A 13,699-nucleotide genomic window follows, 5' to 3' on the forward strand; every position below is an offset into this window, starting at 1 on the left:
TCACTCGCAATGGCCGCAGCCGCCGTGCGCATGGCCGTGGTGGCCGTGATGGTCGTGATGAGCGTGGTCGTCGGCGGGCAGATGCTGCGCGGCCTGCGCCGTGATGCCCAGGCGCTGCAGCAGCTTGCGGTCGGCTTGCGCCTGCGGGTTGCTCGTGGTGAGCAGCTGGTCGCCGTAGAAAATCGAGTTCGCGCCCGCCATGAAGCACAGTGCCTGGAGCGCGTCGTCCATCTGCTCGCGGCCCGCCGAGAGGCGCACCATCGCCTTGGGCATCGTGATGCGCGCCACCGCGATCGTGCGCACGAATTCGAATGGGTCGATCGGTTCCGTGCCTTCGAGCGGCGTGCCCGCGACTTGCACGAGGTTGTTGATGGGCACCGACTCCGGATACGGCTCCATGTTCGCGAGCTGGGCGATCAGGCCCGCGCGCTCGCGGCGCGACTCGCCCATGCCGACGATGCCGCCGCAGCACACGTTGATGCCCGCGTCACGCACGCGTTCGAGCGTCTCGAGGCGGTCCTCGTAGGTGCGCGTCGAAATGATCTTGCCGTAGAACTCCGGCGACGTATCGAGGTTATGGTTGTAGTAGTCGAGGCCCGCATCGGCCAACGCCTTCGCCTGGTGATCTTCGAGCATGCCGAGCGTCACGCAGGTTTCGAGACCCATCGCCTTCACGCCGCGGATCATGTCCTTGATCGGTTCGAGGTGGCGATCCTTCGGATTGCGCCACGCCGCGCCCATGCAAAAGCGCGTCGCGCCGTTTGCCTTGGCCGCGCGCGCCGCGTCCAGCACGGCGTCGACTTCCATCAGCTTGCCGGCTTCCAGTTCCGTGTCGTGATGCGCCGATTGCGGGCAGTACGCGCAGTCTTCCTCGCAGCCGCCGGTCTTGATCGAGAGAAGCGTGGAAAGCTGCACGGCGTTCGCATCGAAATGCTCGCGATGCACCTGCTGCGCGCGGAACATCAGGTCGTTGAACGGCAACTCGTACAGTGCGGCGACGTCGGCGACTTTCCAGCGTGCGGCGGCTTCGGCGGCGGCCTGGGCGCTCGGCGCGGTGGCCTTGAGCGTTGTGATGTCGATGTGGGTTTGCGTCATGGTGTCGGGTCCTTCTTTACGTGACTGTGCTTGTCTTGCATTACGCGTTGGCGCGCAGGCGTGCGAGCAACGCATCGATGTTCAGATGTCCGGCTGCGTCGTCAGCGCTCGCACCGCGCATGTGCGGCACGACGCCGACGAGCGGCGCGCCGTACTGGGCGGCGAGGCGCTCGCGCAGCGTGCCGATGTTTTCCTCGGGGAACGTCATGGCCGGGTCGATACGGTTCGCGACCCAGCCCGCGAGCGTCAGTCCGCGCGCGGCAATCGCTTCGGCAGTGAGCAGCGCGTGGCTGATGCAGCCGAGGCGCATGCCCACCACGAGCACGACGGGCAGACCGAGCGCGACGGCGAGATCGGCGGTGTCTTCGGTCGGCGTAAGAGGCACGCGAAAACCGCCCACGCCTTCCACGACGACGGCATCCGCGCGCTCGCAGGCCGCCTCGTAGCAATCGACGATGCGCGCCATATCGAGCGTCACGCCTTCGAGCGCGGCGGCGATGTGCGGCGCGGCGGGCTCCTTGAGCAGGAACGGCGTGCGGATCTCGGGCGGCAGCAGCACGCTCGCGGCGGCGTCGAGCTGATCGGCGTCCTCGTTGTGCCACACGCCGTCGCGCTCGTAAGCGCCCGCGGCGATCGGCTTGAGCGCCGTGGCGCGCAGCCCCGCGCGGGCGAAGCCGCGCAGCAGCGCCGCGCTCACGAAGGTCTTGCCGATCTCGGTATCGGTGCCGGTGACGAAAAGCGAAACCGTCATTGCACAAGCTCCCGTGCCTCGAGGCTCGCGCGTTGCAGCGATGCGTTCAGCCGGTCGAGGTCGGCATCCGAATGCGCAGCGGAGAGCGAAATGCGCAGACGCGAGGTGCCCTCGGGCACGGTCGGTGGACGAATGGCGGGCACCCACAGGCCGTCGCGCTCGAGCGTGGCCTGCAGCGCGAGCGTCGCTTCGTTCGCGCCGATGACGAGCGGCTGCACGGCGGTATGCGAATCGACGGGTTGCCAGCAGGTATCGCTGAGCAGCGCACGCGTGCGCGCGATCAGATGCTTGAGATGCGCGCGGCGCGCATTGCCCTCCTCGCCTTCGATCAAACGCAGGCTCGCGGACACCGCATGCGCAACCGCCGGCGACGAAGCCGTGGTGAAGATGTACGGACGCGCACGCTGCACGAGCCACTCGATCACGGTGCCATGCGCGCAAATAAACGCGCCCGACACGCCCGCCGCCTTCCCGAGTGTGCCGACCATCACCAGATGCTCCGAGCGCAGCGCGGCTTGCGCGAGCGCGCCGCGGCCTTGGGGGCCCAGTACACCGAAACCGTGTGCGTCGTCGACCACGAGCCACGCGCCATGCTGTTGCGCCAGTTCGACGAGACGCGCAAGCGGCGCGACATCGCCGTCCATGCTGAACACCGTGTCGCTCACGATCAGCTTCGCGCTCGCGTCGGAGGCTTCGAGCATCGCGGCGAGCGCCGCCATGTCGGCATGCGGATAGATCTGGATGTCGGCGCGCGAGAGCCGCGCGCCGTCGATCAGCGAGGCGTGGTTGAGCGCATCGGAAAAGATCGTCGTGCCGCGCCCCGCGAGCGCCGTGAGCACGGCCAGGTTGGCCATGTAGCCGGTGCTGAAGTACAGCGCGCGCGGCGCAGCGACGAAGGTGCCCGCGAATGCCGCGAGATCGTCTTCGAGTTGGGCGTGAGCGCGCGAGTGGCCACCGAGCAGATGCGAGCCGCCGCTGCCCGCGCCGTAACGCTGCGCGCCTTCAGCGATGGCCGCGACCAGTTGCGGGTGCGCGGCGAGACCGAGATAGTCGTTGCTGGCAAAACCGATAGTCGCGCGGCCGTCCACCTGCATATGGGCGCTGCAAGGCGTCTCGGCGGTGCGGCGGCGCCGGCGCAGGCCGTGCGCGTCGATATCGCGCAAGCCCTGTTCGAGGGTATCGAGCAATGCCATGTCAGAGGTCCTCCGCGACGGTGGCGTCGAAAGTCTCGCGCGTGCGTGCAGCGAGGAACGCCTGCATTTCGTTGTCCAGAATATACGGCGGCATGACGTAGACCGTCGTACCGATCGGGCGCAGCAGCAGTTCGCGCTGCAGTGCGTTTTCGAAGAAGCGGCGCGAAAACGTCGCCGCGCGCTGCGCGTCTTCGAGCGCCACGTCGAACGCGAGAATCGTGCCGCACTGGCGCAGGTTGCGCACGAGCGGATGCGCGGCGAGAGGATCGAACAATTCGCGCAGATGCGCCGATTTGCGGGCGTTCGCAACCAGCACGTCATCGCGCTCGAACAAATCGAGCGTGGCGAGCGCGGCGCGGCACGCGAGCGGATTGCCCGTGTACGAATGCGAATGGAGGAAGCCGCGCGTCGTGTCGTCGTCGTAGAACGACTCGTAGATCGCGTCGCGCGACAGCACGATCGAAAGCGGCAGATAGCCGCCGCTGATGCCCTTCGAGAGCGTGAGCAGATCGGGCCAGATGTCGGCCTGCTCGCACGCGAAGAACGTGCCGGTGCGCCCGCAGCCTACGGCGATTTCATCGGCGATCAGGTGAACGCGATGGCGGTCGCACAGCGCGCGCAGGCCCTTGAGATACGCGGGATCGTGCATCGCCATGCCGGCGGCGCACTGCACGAGCGGCTCGACGATCAACGCAGCGATGCGCCCCTCGCGCTCGATGAAAAGACGCTCGACATCGGCCAGCGCGCGCGCGGCGACATCCGCCGCCGTTTGGCCGGGTTGCGCCGCGCGGGCGTCGGGCGAAGCGACCACATGCGCGTGATGCAGCAACGGATCGTACGCATCCCTGAAGAGCTTCACATCGGTCACGCCGAGCGCGCCGATGGTCTCGCCGTGATAGCTGTTGGCAAGGCAGACGAATTCACGCTTGCCGCTCTCGCCGCGGTTGCGCCACGAATGAAAGCTCATCTTGAGCGCGATTTCGACGGCCGACGCGCCGTCGGAAGCGAAGAACGCGTGGCCAAGCACGCCGCCCGTGCGCGCCGACAGCCGCTCGGCGAGCTCCACGGCGGGCTCGTGCGTGCAGCCCGCGAGCATGACGTGCTCGAGCGTGTCGAGTTGCGCCTTGAGCGCGGCATTGATCGAGGCGTTGGCGTGGCCGAAGAGGTTCACCCACCACGAACTGATCGCGTCCAGGTAACGGCGGCCCTCGCGGTCATGCAGCCACGGGCCTTCGCCGCGTGCGACGGCCACGAGCGGCAGGCGCTCGTGATGTTTCATCTGTGTGCAAGGGTGCCACACGGCGCGCAGGCTGCGAGCGACCCAATCGGTCGCGGCGCGATCTTCGCGGGCAAGGTGAGATTGCGAATTCAAATACGACTCCCGATACGACAGCGGGACCGAGATTAACGTGTTAGCTGCCGCAATGCACTACCCCGGAAATCGCCCTCCAACGCACGGCGGTGCGGCGTTTCGCGCCGTTCGGGACAACTCCGGACCGATGGAAAAGAAAGACCAGAAATGCGCGGAGATGACGACGGCAAAGTGAACCCGCCCTACGCAAAAAAATCTGCGCGGCGGTGCGAAATTGCAGAACGCAGGACGGCGCGGCGGATATTTTTGGCGACGCGTCCGCCGGCGCAGGCGTGCGAAAGTCAGCCGATAGTGGGCGGCACAACGGGTTGCGTGCGAGGCAATGGGCCGCGCAAAGGCAAAGCGGCCCGCTCTGGGGCCGCAAGCTTCAAACGCGATGGAGAGTGTGAGCCCGGCGCTCGCCGCGCAGCGGTCCTTACCGGCTCGCCAGCGGGTGGTCGCTGTCGTTGGCGGTGTTGTCCGCCGTGGCGCGCGTGGTGTCGCTCTCGTCGGTCTGGGCGGTCTGCGTGCCGCCGTTGTTCCAGACCACCGTGTTGTTGACGGCGTAGAGGCGGCAAGGATCGGCGCTGTGCTTTTCACAGTTCGAGATCGCCACGGCCATCGGGTTGTCGCCGCCTTCGGCCCACGACCACGCGCCGGAGTCGGACACCGCGAAGGCGCGGCTCGGATACTGCTTGAGGAAGTTGCGATAACCGTCGCGGCCGGCCTGATCGACGAACGGCACCGCGCCGACCGAGTCGATCTGCGCGAAGCCGGTGCCGCGCGGCGCGACCGGCGTGGCCACGCGATACTGCACCGCCGTCGGCAGGCCGCGGTTGGCGAGGAACGCCTCGACCGTCGGCCACCAGATCTTCACGCCGTCGCGATCGCCCACGAGGCGATGCGCGTCGTTCTTGTAGGCGCCGAAGTCCACGAGCTTGGCCGTCGCGGCCGGGTGATCCTCACCCGTCTGGGCGTCGCGGTAAGCGGCGAACATCTTCGCGACGAGATCGGGCGACCAGACCGAGTCGTTGTCGCCGTAGAGCCAGAGCGAGGCCACGCGGGCCTTGCCGCCATAGTCGCCGAATGCCTGCGTCAGGTTGTTCTGCCAACCCGTGCAGGCGTCCTGGCGCAGGCCGCCCGAGAAGTTGATGAGTGCGCGCACGCCGTTGGCCGCCTCGGTGCCATAGGCCATGGTGGCAAGGCCGCCGTGCGAGGTGCCCGCGACGATGATCTGGCTCGCGTCGACATAAGGCTGCTTCGACATGTACGCGATGGTCGAAGCAACATCGGCCGCCTGGCCGAGGCCGTTGTTCGCGACATCGCAGCCGTCCTGCTGATACGAGCCACCCGACTCCGCGAAGCCCTGGCGGTTCGGCGCGACGACGACGTAGCCGCGGCGCACGAATTCGCGCGCGAACGAGAGCGGGTCGCTGCGTGACTGGAGGTGCGGGTCGCCGGGAATCTTGCCGTGGTTGAAGATCACCATCGGGAACGGGCCGGGGCCGTTCGGGCGGTAAATCGTGGTTTCGAGCGTGACGTCACCCGATGCATCGACGGGAACGCGGATCACCTGCTCGTTCATGCTGGCGGGCACGACGGGCAGATACGCGTCGTCGAGCGCGATGCGCGGCACGTTGGCGCTGCCGAGGGGACCGCCTGCGAGGCTGGATTGGGGGCCGTTGGCGGAATGCGTGGCCGGGGTGTTGGCGGCGAGTTGCGCGTTCGCGCTCGCACTTGCCGGATCGGAAAGCGACGCTGCGTGAGCCACCGAAAGCACACACGCGGTGCCGGCTACGACCCATCCGGTAAGGAGCTTCCTGAACGCCATGCGCTACACCACCTGCAAAAGACCTGCTGCTGTGAACCCGACAACCGTCCGACCATTACCCACGCTTCAGCCCTTTCAGGGCACAACGAGACACCGTTGCGCCTGGCCGCGAAGCCAGGAGCGGGCGTGTACCCGTAACGGGGAATTGCATCGATCGGAACACCTGCGCGGCGCAGTTCTATCGTCGATCAGACCCGCCGCCAGCACCCATTGCAGTCGATACACGCATCACGTGAAAAAACTTCTTCACTATGCACTTACGTATCGTGCGGGGCACCGTGATTAGATACTCGCACGACAAATATTTGTTGTGCAATTCAGGGCTAACCCGGCATAACGCATGCCAACCTCGCGCGGCCCTATGAGGCAAGGCGGACGCAGCACTTTCGGCCCGCGCCGGACGCGCGCGTTTTAAAAAAGGTCCGGGTGGTGAGCGTCGCGCGCGGACAACAGCCGCGGGATTCTGCAGTAAGCGCCTGTTTGCAAAGGCATTAATTTCGGCGTCGTTAGAGAACCGGCGAGGGAATTCGCTGCGGAAAATATTGCCGGCAGTCAGTTATTCGTTAGCCCGACGAAACGTCGCCGTCAACATAACGCCAGCGGCCGTCGTCGCCGCGCGTAAAGCGGCTCGTCTCGTGCAGCCGGAACGCGCGGCCGCCCGTTTTGTAGCGCGCGACGAATTCGACGATCGCGTGCGCGTCGTTGCGTTGTTCGTGGCGCTTCACCGCGAGACCCAGCCAGCGCGGGGCGCCTTCGGCTGCGGGATCGACGTCGAGATCGGCGGGACAGGTTTCGGGCGCCCACGTCGAGCGCAGATACGCCTCCTCACCCAGCACGTAGGCCGTGTAGCGCGAGCGCATCAGCTCGAGCGCCGTGGCGGGGATCGCCGCTGCGTCGATGAAGCGGCCACAGCACTGCGCGTAACGCGGCGGCTTGCTGACTGCCTTCTGGTTGGGCGCAGCGCCGCCGCAAGGACAATCGGTGGGCCGGGTGGCGGGCGGGACAACGCGCGCGGTTTCAGCGTTCATGGGTCGAGGCTCCGTTGCGAGAGGCCGCAAGCGTAGCGTAGACGGGCGGCGCTTTACCAGTCGAGTTCGGTGCCGTCGTACTGGAAGAAGCGGCCATTGAAGACGTCGCGCGCGGCGGCCGCCTCGGCCACCACCTCGCGCATGCCGGCGACGCTCACCGCCGGGTCGATCGCCGCGTGCGCGCCGCCCATGTCGGTGCGCACCCAGCCCGGATGCAGCGCGACGCAGGTGGCGCGGCGAGTTTGCAGCGAGGTGATCTTCAGCACGTCGTTGAGCGCGGCCTTGCTCGCGCGATAGAGCCAGCCCGTCGTGCCCGTGGTCTCCGCAATGCTGCCCATGCGGCTCGACAGCACGCCGAGCACGCCGTGGGCGTCGTCGACGAGCGGCAACAGAACGGGGATCAACTGCATCGGGCCGCGCACATTGGTGTTCATCACGTATTCGAAGTCTTCGGCCGTGATGGTCTCCACGCCCTCGGTGCGCGGGCCGTAGACGCCGCAGACGACGAGCGCCACGTCGAGCCGTTCGCCGTCGAGCTTCCAGCCGAGCGCAGCAATTTCCTCGGGTCGCGCGATGTCGAGCTGGAAGGTCTGCGCGCCGATTGCGCGCAGGGCTTCGAGCGCTTCGGGCCCACGCGCCGTGGCCAGCACGCGCCAGCCGGCTTTCGCATACTGCCGCGCGAACTCGAAACCCAGGCCCCGCGACGCGCCCACGATCAACGCTGTTTTCATCTCGTCACCTTGCTTGTCCGTGCATGGAAACCGCTGCAGCGCGCCGCCCGCCTTGCAATGCGGCGCGCTTCGTCTGGCGCCAGCCTACAGCAGTTCGACGCCCATCGCCGTGGCCTCTCCGCCGCCGATGCACAACGTCGCCACGCCGCGTTTGCCGCCGCGTGCGCGCAATGCGCCGATCAGCGTCACGAGAATGCGTGCGCCCGAAGCGCCGATCGGGTGACCGAGCGCACACGCGCCGCCGTTCACGTTGACCTTCTCGTGCGGCAGATCGTGCTCCTTCATCGCGGCCATCGTGACCACGGCAAAGGCCTCGTTGATCTCGTAGAGATCGACGTCGCCGGCCGTCCAGCCGGTCTTCTCGAACAGCTTCCTGATCGCACCCACCGGCGCCGTCGTGAACTTCGCGGGCTGCTGCGCAAAGGTCGAATGGCCCGTCACGCGTGCGAGCGGCTTGAGGCCGAGTTGCTTCGCCGTCGATTCGCGCATCATCACGAGCGCCGCCGCGCCGTCCGAAATCGACGACGAATTCGCCGCCGTCACCGTGCCGGTTTTGCTGAACGCGGGCTTGAGCGTCGGGATCTTGTCGAGATTGGCCTTGAACGGCTGCTCGTCGCGTTCGATGGTCGTTTCGCCTGCGCGCGAGGCCACCTTCACCGGCGCGATCTCCCATGCGAACGAGCCGTCCTCGTTGGCGCGTTTCGCGCGCTTGAGCGACTCGATCGCGAACGCGTCCTGGCGCTCGCGCGAGAAGTCGTACTCGCCCGCGCATTCTTCCGCGAACGTGCCCATCAGGCGGCCCTTGTCATAGGCGTCTTCGAGGCCGTCGAGGAACATGTGGTCGAGCACCTGGCCGTGGCCCATGCGCATGCCGGAGCGCGCCTTCGGCAGCAGATAAGGCGCGTTCGACATGCTCTCCATGCCGCCCGCGACGATCACATCGGCCGAACCCGCCAGCAGCATGTCGTGCGCGAACATCGCCGCGCGCATGCCCGAGCCGCACATCTTGTTGACGGTCGTGGCACCCGCTGCGAGCGGCAGCCCCGCGCCGAGCGCCGCCTGGCGCGCGGGCGCCTGGCCCTGCCCCGCGGGCAGCACGCAGCCCATCACGACCTCGTCGACCTGTTCGGGCTTCAACCCGGCGCGCTCGACGGCCGCCGCGATCGCCGCCGCGCCAAGCTGCGGCGCGGTGAGCGTCGCGAAATCACCCTGAAAGCCCGCCATCGGCGTGCGCACCGCCGAAACGATCACGATGGCGTCCTGCTTTTGCGTCTCACTCATGTTTGTGCTCCTTGATGAATCCGTTTGCATTCGCTGTTGGCCGCACGCGCGTTCAGGCAACGCGCACGACCGGCGCGTCTTCACGCGCGAAACGTTCTGGGTAACACACGCTAAAACGAATCGATGCGTCGTAAGGAAAGCAGTCCGGCACTTCGCCCGCGATGAGCCTCGCGCGGCTTTCCTGCCAGAGCCCGGGCTCGAAGAAGTCCGCGTGATGGGCGAGAAATGCGCGCTTCACGCGCGGATCGCCGAGCAAAAATGTGCCGTACGTCTCCGGAAAGATGTCGCGCGGGCCGACCGGGTACCATGGCTCGCCCGATAGTTCGTCTTCCTCATTACGCGGCGGCGGCACGGCGCGCACGTTGCAGTCGGTGAGGTATTCGATCTCGTCGTAGTCGTAAAACACCACGCGGCCGTTGCGCGTCACGCCGAAATTCTTGTAGAGCATGTCGCCCGGAAAGATGTTCGCGCGCAGCAGGTCCTTGATCGCGTTGCCGTATTCGCGAATGCCATGCTCGACTTCCGCGTCGCTGCCGTTCTGCAGATAGAGATTGAGCGGCACCATGCGCCGCTCGATGTAGACGTGACGGATCACGAGGTTATCGCCTTCGTACTCGAGCATCGAGGGCGCCAGCGTCTGCAGCTCACGCACGAGCGCGTGGTCGAGCCGCGCGATGGGCAGCGCCACGCTCGAATATTCCAGCGTGTCGGCAAGGCGCCCAAGCCGGTCGTGGCGCTTCACGAGCTGATACTTCGCTTCGACCTGCTCGCGCGTGGTCTCTTTCGGCGCGGGAAAGCTGTCCTTGATGACCTTGAACACATACGGATACGAAGGCAGCGTGAACACGATCATCACCATGCCGCGGATGCCGGGCGCGACGATGAACAGGTCGCTCGAATGCGAGAGGTGGTGCAGCAAGTCGCGATAGAACAGGTTCTTGCCCTGCTTCTGCAACCCGAGCGACGTGTAGATTTCGCCCTTGGCCTTGCGCGGCATGATGGTGCGCAGAAACTCGACGTAGGCAGACGGCACTTCCATGTCCACCAGAAAGTACGAGTGCGAGAAGCTGAAGAGGATGAGCAGCTGCTCCGTGCGCAGCAGCACCGTGTCCAGTGCAAGCTTGCCCGACTCCACATGACGGATCGGCACGACGAACGGCGCGAGCAGATCGCCGTTGATGATGCGCCCGACGATATACGCGCCTTTGTGCCGGAAAAACAGCGACGACAGCACGTGAATCTGGAAGTTCGGCTTGGGCTCGACCACACCGAAGGTGTCGAGCATCGTCTGCATGATGCAGTCGACGTCGCGCCCGAGATCCTCGAACGGCGTCTGCAGCTGGAAGTTCGTGACGATGCGCTCGAGCGTCGCCGCGACGCCGTCCTTGCCCGGATAGTACGCGCGGTAAGTGGGCTTCGCGGCGGGCTCGTCGTTCTCGATGTATTCGGTCGAGATGGCGGGCCGCACGAAGATGAAATCGTTGTTGAAGTACGAGCGATGCAGGATCTTGCAGCACACGGAGTTGAAGAACGTCTCCGCGCATTCGGGCTGCCGGTGCGTCGTGAGCAGGCCGATGTAGTGCAGCTTGATCTGCTGCCACACCTCGTCGTCGATGCTCTCGGCACCGTATTCGTCTTCGAGCGCGACCACGCATTCCTTCACGCGATCGTCGTAAGAGGCGATGCGCTCGCGCGCAAGCTGCTGCAGGGCGCGCCAGTCGGCGGCCTCGAAGAACGTCCGCGCCCTCGCCGCCGCGTCGCAGAAGTTGTGGTAGTGACGGTTGAAGCCGTCGAGCATGGTCTGCGCGACATCGAAGCCGATCTGCGAAGAAAGCAGTTTCGGGAAGTGTTTCATGGCGGCCATGCCCGTTGCGCGGGCGTCAGGTTTTCGCGCGAGCGGCGGCGGGAGCGTCGCTTTCGTGCGCCACATTCCTGTCGAGCAGCGCGCGCGCCTGGGACTCGTACTGCGCGAGGTCTTCGAGCGTCGCGTCGAGGTCCGCGCGCTGGCGCTCGAGTATCTCGCGGTGATGCACCACGGTGTCGAGGAACGCCTGGAGTTGCGGGAGCGTGTCGGTCGGCGACTCGTAGAGGTCGAGCAGCGTGCGGATCTCCGAGAGCGTGAAGCCGAGGCGCTTGCCGCGCAGCGTCAGCTTCAGCCGCGTGCGATCGCGCCCCGAAAAGACGCGCTTCAGGCCACCCGCGCCTTCCCGGCTGGGTGCCAGAAGGCCCTGGTCCTCGTAGAAACGGATCGCGCGCGGCGTTACGTCGAATTCCCGGGCGAGTTCGGTAATCGTGTACTGGGTCGTCATGGTGTGCGAAAGGCGGCTGGCCCGGCTGTTGTCTGCACGACAGCGCGAGGGACGATAGAATCGACGTTTACGTTATCGTCAAGTACGCGGTTACGCAACCGGCAGGAGCGACGCGCAAGACGCGCTTTGCATGGGGCCGGAGTCGGTGCTCAAGCGCTAACTCTGGTCGACCGTTTTACATGGGACCAGAGTAAGCGCTAACTCTGGTCGACAGGAGAAGACACCCCCAATGAATGCCCTCGAACACCAGCTCGACTATCCCTACGCCGACACCCTGCCGGAGCCCGGCCTCGCCTTCGACGTCGCGCCCGGCGTGAAATGGCTGCGCATGCCGCTGCCATTCGCGCTCGACCACATCAACCTCTGGCTGCTGCGCGACGAGATCGACGGCCAGCAAGGCTGGACTGTGGTGGACTGCGGCATCACCAACGACACCATCAAGGCCCGCTGGGAAGCCGTGTTCGAGAACCAGCTGGAAGGCCTGCCGGTGCTGCGCGTGCTCGTCACGCATTGCCACCCCGACCATATCGGCCTTGCACACTGGATTTGCGCGGGCGGGGACAAAGCGCGCTGGGACGTGCGCCTGTGGACCACGCTCGGCGAATACATGCAGGCCCGCGTGATGGCGGCCGGCGACGGCTCGAACGCGGGCGGCGAAGGCGCCGCGCGTCATTTCGCGCGTCACGGGCTTAAGGACGAAGCCTCGCTCGACAAGCTGCGCAACCGCCGCGGCTACTACGGCAGCCTCGTGCCAGCGCTCCCCACGCAGTACCGCCGCCTGCGCGAAGCCGATACGGTGGCGATCGGCGGCCGCGACTGGCGCGTCATCACAGGCTACGGCCACTCGCCCGAGCATTGCGCGCTGTTCTGCGAAGAAACCGGCGTGCTGATTTCCGGCGACATGGTGCTGCCGCGCATCTCGACCAACGTCTCCGTGTTCGACATGGAGCCGGAAGGCAATCCGCTCGGCCTCTACCTCGAATCGCTCGGCCGCTACGAAACGCTGCCCGAGAACACGCTCGTGCTGCCCTCGCACGGCAAGCCGTTTCGCGGCGTGCGCACGCGCATCGCGCAGTTGCGCGCGCACCATGACGCGCGTCTTGCCGAAGTGATCGAAGCGTGCGGGCGAGCGCCGCAAAGCGCCGCCGACATCGTGCCGATGATGTTCAAGCGCGAGCTCGACATCCACCAGATGACTTTCGCGATGGGCGAAGCGCTCGCGCACCTGAACCTGCTGTGGCTCGAAGGCAAAGTCACGCGCACGACCGGCGCGGACGGCGTGATCCGCTTCACGGCCTGACAAACCGCTGCGCACAAAGAAAAACGGGCGGCCTGCAAAGAGCCGCCCGTTTTTACGTGGTGCGTGAGGTGAACGGCTTTAGTTCGAGCCGCCCGTGATCAGATCGGCGCCTGGCGGCCGCACGAACTTGAAGGTCGAAGCCGGCAGCGTCGGGTTCTTCTCGATGTTGGAGAACGTGAGCAGCGTCACGTTGCCGAACACGTCGTGCAGCTCCATGGCTTCGAGGTTGCCGTCGCGAAAGCCGATGCCCACGCTCTTGAACTGCGTGTCCTTCGACTTCGGAATCAGCTCCAGCCAGTCGATGCCGTTCTTCACGCCCGCGTCGGAGAGCGTGAAGTTCTTGTCGAGATCGTTGCTGCCGAACAGGATCGCCGCCGGGCTCGCGCCGAGCGCGCCGCCGAGCTTGCGCTCGGTCACCTGGTTCAGGTCCTTGTCATAGACGTAGAGGTTGTCGCCGTCCGACTGCAGCACCTGCTGATACGGCTTCTCATACGACCAGATGAACTTGCCGGGCCGCGCGAACACGAATGTGCCGCTCGAAGTCTTGGCGTTCATCGTGGCCGTGGCAATGGCGTCGCTGGCGTTCTTCGCGCCCGAGGGCGCCTTGAGTTCCCGCTGCACGAAACTGCCGCGCGCGGAATGGACCTGTGAGACGAACTGCTTCAGTTGATCGGTGCCGCTCGCATACGCCTGCGAGACCATCAGGACCGACGCGCCAAGCGCAACGAAGAGCGCGCGGCGCGCTGCGCGCGCAAAGCGGGTCGGAAGTCCAGCCGGATACTGCATCTATCGTTCTCCAAGAGGTGTGTCTTTGGCCGTCGGGTTGCCG

12 protein-coding genes are annotated in these 13,699 nt (G+C 66.1%); 1 reads left to right on the forward strand and 11 read right to left on the reverse strand.

The window, feature by feature from the left end:
• The 10 genes from bioB to AB3X98_RS07525 form a co-directional block, all read right to left on the reverse strand.
• Positions 1-1,095, reverse strand: coding sequence for a biotin synthase BioB (gene bioB, locus AB3X98_RS07480; RefSeq protein ID WP_368603995.1), 1,095 nt, complete (start codon positions 1,093-1,095; stop codon positions 1-3).
• 40 nt (positions 1,096-1,135) lie between these two features.
• Entirely contained in the window at positions 1,136-1,846 is a 711-nt protein-coding gene (gene bioD, locus AB3X98_RS07485; RefSeq protein ID WP_368603996.1) for a dethiobiotin synthase, read from the reverse strand.
• Positions 1,843-3,039: an 8-amino-7-oxononanoate synthase gene (gene bioF / locus AB3X98_RS07490; RefSeq protein ID WP_368603997.1), complete on the reverse strand. Its 1,197-nt coding sequence runs from the start codon at positions 3,037-3,039 to the stop codon at positions 1,843-1,845. The genes bioD and bioF overlap by 4 nt, the downstream gene beginning before the upstream one ends.
• 1 nt (position 3,040) lies before the next feature.
• The gene (gene bioA / locus AB3X98_RS07495) at positions 3,041-4,411 is read right to left on the reverse strand and encodes an adenosylmethionine--8-amino-7-oxononanoate transaminase (RefSeq protein ID WP_342948537.1); all 1,371 of its coding nucleotides are present in this window, start codon (positions 4,409-4,411) and stop codon (positions 3,041-3,043) included.
• 415 nt (positions 4,412-4,826) lie between these two features.
• The gene (locus tag AB3X98_RS07500; protein ID WP_368603998.1) at positions 4,827-6,221 is read right to left on the reverse strand and encodes a dienelactone hydrolase family protein; all 1,395 of its coding nucleotides are present in this window, start codon (positions 6,219-6,221) and stop codon (positions 4,827-4,829) included.
• Positions 6,222-6,784: 563 nt separating this feature from the next.
• Positions 6,785-7,249 (reverse strand): YchJ family protein, encoded by a 465-nt coding sequence (locus AB3X98_RS07505; RefSeq protein ID WP_368603999.1) that lies wholly within the window; start codon positions 7,247-7,249, stop codon positions 6,785-6,787.
• A gap of 53 nt (positions 7,250-7,302) precedes the next feature.
• Positions 7,303-7,980, reverse strand: a complete 678-nt coding sequence (locus tag AB3X98_RS07510) for an SDR family oxidoreductase (RefSeq protein ID WP_069262706.1) — start codon at positions 7,978-7,980, stop codon at positions 7,303-7,305.
• Positions 7,981-8,064: 84 nt separating this feature from the next.
• Entirely contained in the window at positions 8,065-9,261 is a 1,197-nt protein-coding gene (locus AB3X98_RS07515; RefSeq protein WP_069262707.1) for an acetyl-CoA C-acetyltransferase, read from the reverse strand.
• Between the two features lie 52 nt (positions 9,262-9,313).
• A complete protein-coding gene (gene aceK, locus AB3X98_RS07520) occupies positions 9,314-11,116 on the reverse strand; it encodes a bifunctional isocitrate dehydrogenase kinase/phosphatase (protein ID WP_368604079.1) in 1,803 nt (600 codons plus the stop codon).
• 25 nt (positions 11,117-11,141) lie between these two features.
• Positions 11,142-11,570, reverse strand: a complete 429-nt coding sequence (locus AB3X98_RS07525) for a MerR family DNA-binding transcriptional regulator (protein WP_368604000.1) — start codon at positions 11,568-11,570, stop codon at positions 11,142-11,144.
• 229 nt (positions 11,571-11,799) lie between these two features.
• Here AB3X98_RS07525 and AB3X98_RS07530 point away from each other — a divergent pair, with 229 nt between their 5' ends.
• Positions 11,800-12,870 (forward strand): MBL fold metallo-hydrolase, encoded by a 1,071-nt coding sequence (locus AB3X98_RS07530; protein WP_342948532.1) that lies wholly within the window; start codon positions 11,800-11,802, stop codon positions 12,868-12,870.
• Positions 12,871-12,948: 78 nt separating this feature from the next.
• Here the strand turns inward: AB3X98_RS07530 and lolA are convergent, their stop codons facing one another.
• Positions 12,949-13,656: an outer membrane lipoprotein chaperone LolA gene (gene lolA, locus AB3X98_RS07535; protein WP_342948531.1), complete on the reverse strand. Its 708-nt coding sequence runs from the start codon at positions 13,654-13,656 to the stop codon at positions 12,949-12,951.
• Positions 13,657-13,699: the final 43 nt, after the last annotated feature.

The sequence above is a fragment of the Paraburkholderia sp. BR14312 genome (assembly GCF_040948675.1).
In the GTDB taxonomy this organism is placed as follows: Bacteria; Pseudomonadota; Gammaproteobacteria; order Burkholderiales; family Burkholderiaceae; genus Paraburkholderia; species Paraburkholderia nodosa_A.

Bases quoted from the DNA above. Each gene is read 5' to 3' on its own strand.
- AB3X98_RS07530 (WP_342948532.1), top strand. From the start codon at position 11,800: ATGAATGCCCTCGAACACCAGCTCGACTATCCCTACGCCGACACCCTG.
- bioF (WP_368603997.1), bottom strand. From the start codon at position 3,039: ATGGCATTGCTCGATACCCTCGAACAGGGCTTGCGCGATATCGACGCG.
- AB3X98_RS07525 (WP_368604000.1), bottom strand. From the start codon at position 11,570: ATGACGACCCAGTACACGATTACCGAACTCGCCCGGGAATTCGACGTA.
- AB3X98_RS07505 (WP_368603999.1), bottom strand. From the start codon at position 7,249: ATGAACGCTGAAACCGCGCGCGTTGTCCCGCCCGCCACCCGGCCCACC.
- aceK (WP_368604079.1), bottom strand. From the start codon at position 11,116: ATGAAACACTTCCCGAAACTGCTTTCTTCGCAGATCGGCTTCGATGTC.
- AB3X98_RS07510 (WP_069262706.1), bottom strand. From the start codon at position 7,980: ATGAAAACAGCGTTGATCGTGGGCGCGTCGCGGGGCCTGGGTTTCGAG.
- AB3X98_RS07500 (WP_368603998.1), bottom strand. From the start codon at position 6,221: ATGGCGTTCAGGAAGCTCCTTACCGGATGGGTCGTAGCCGGCACCGCG.
- lolA (WP_342948531.1), bottom strand. From the start codon at position 13,656: ATGCAGTATCCGGCTGGACTTCCGACCCGCTTTGCGCGCGCAGCGCGC.
- bioD (WP_368603996.1), bottom strand. From the start codon at position 1,846: ATGACGGTTTCGCTTTTCGTCACCGGCACCGATACCGAGATCGGCAAG.
- bioB (WP_368603995.1), bottom strand. From the start codon at position 1,095: ATGACGCAAACCCACATCGACATCACAACGCTCAAGGCCACCGCGCCG.
- AB3X98_RS07515 (WP_069262707.1), bottom strand. From the start codon at position 9,261: ATGAGTGAGACGCAAAAGCAGGACGCCATCGTGATCGTTTCGGCGGTG.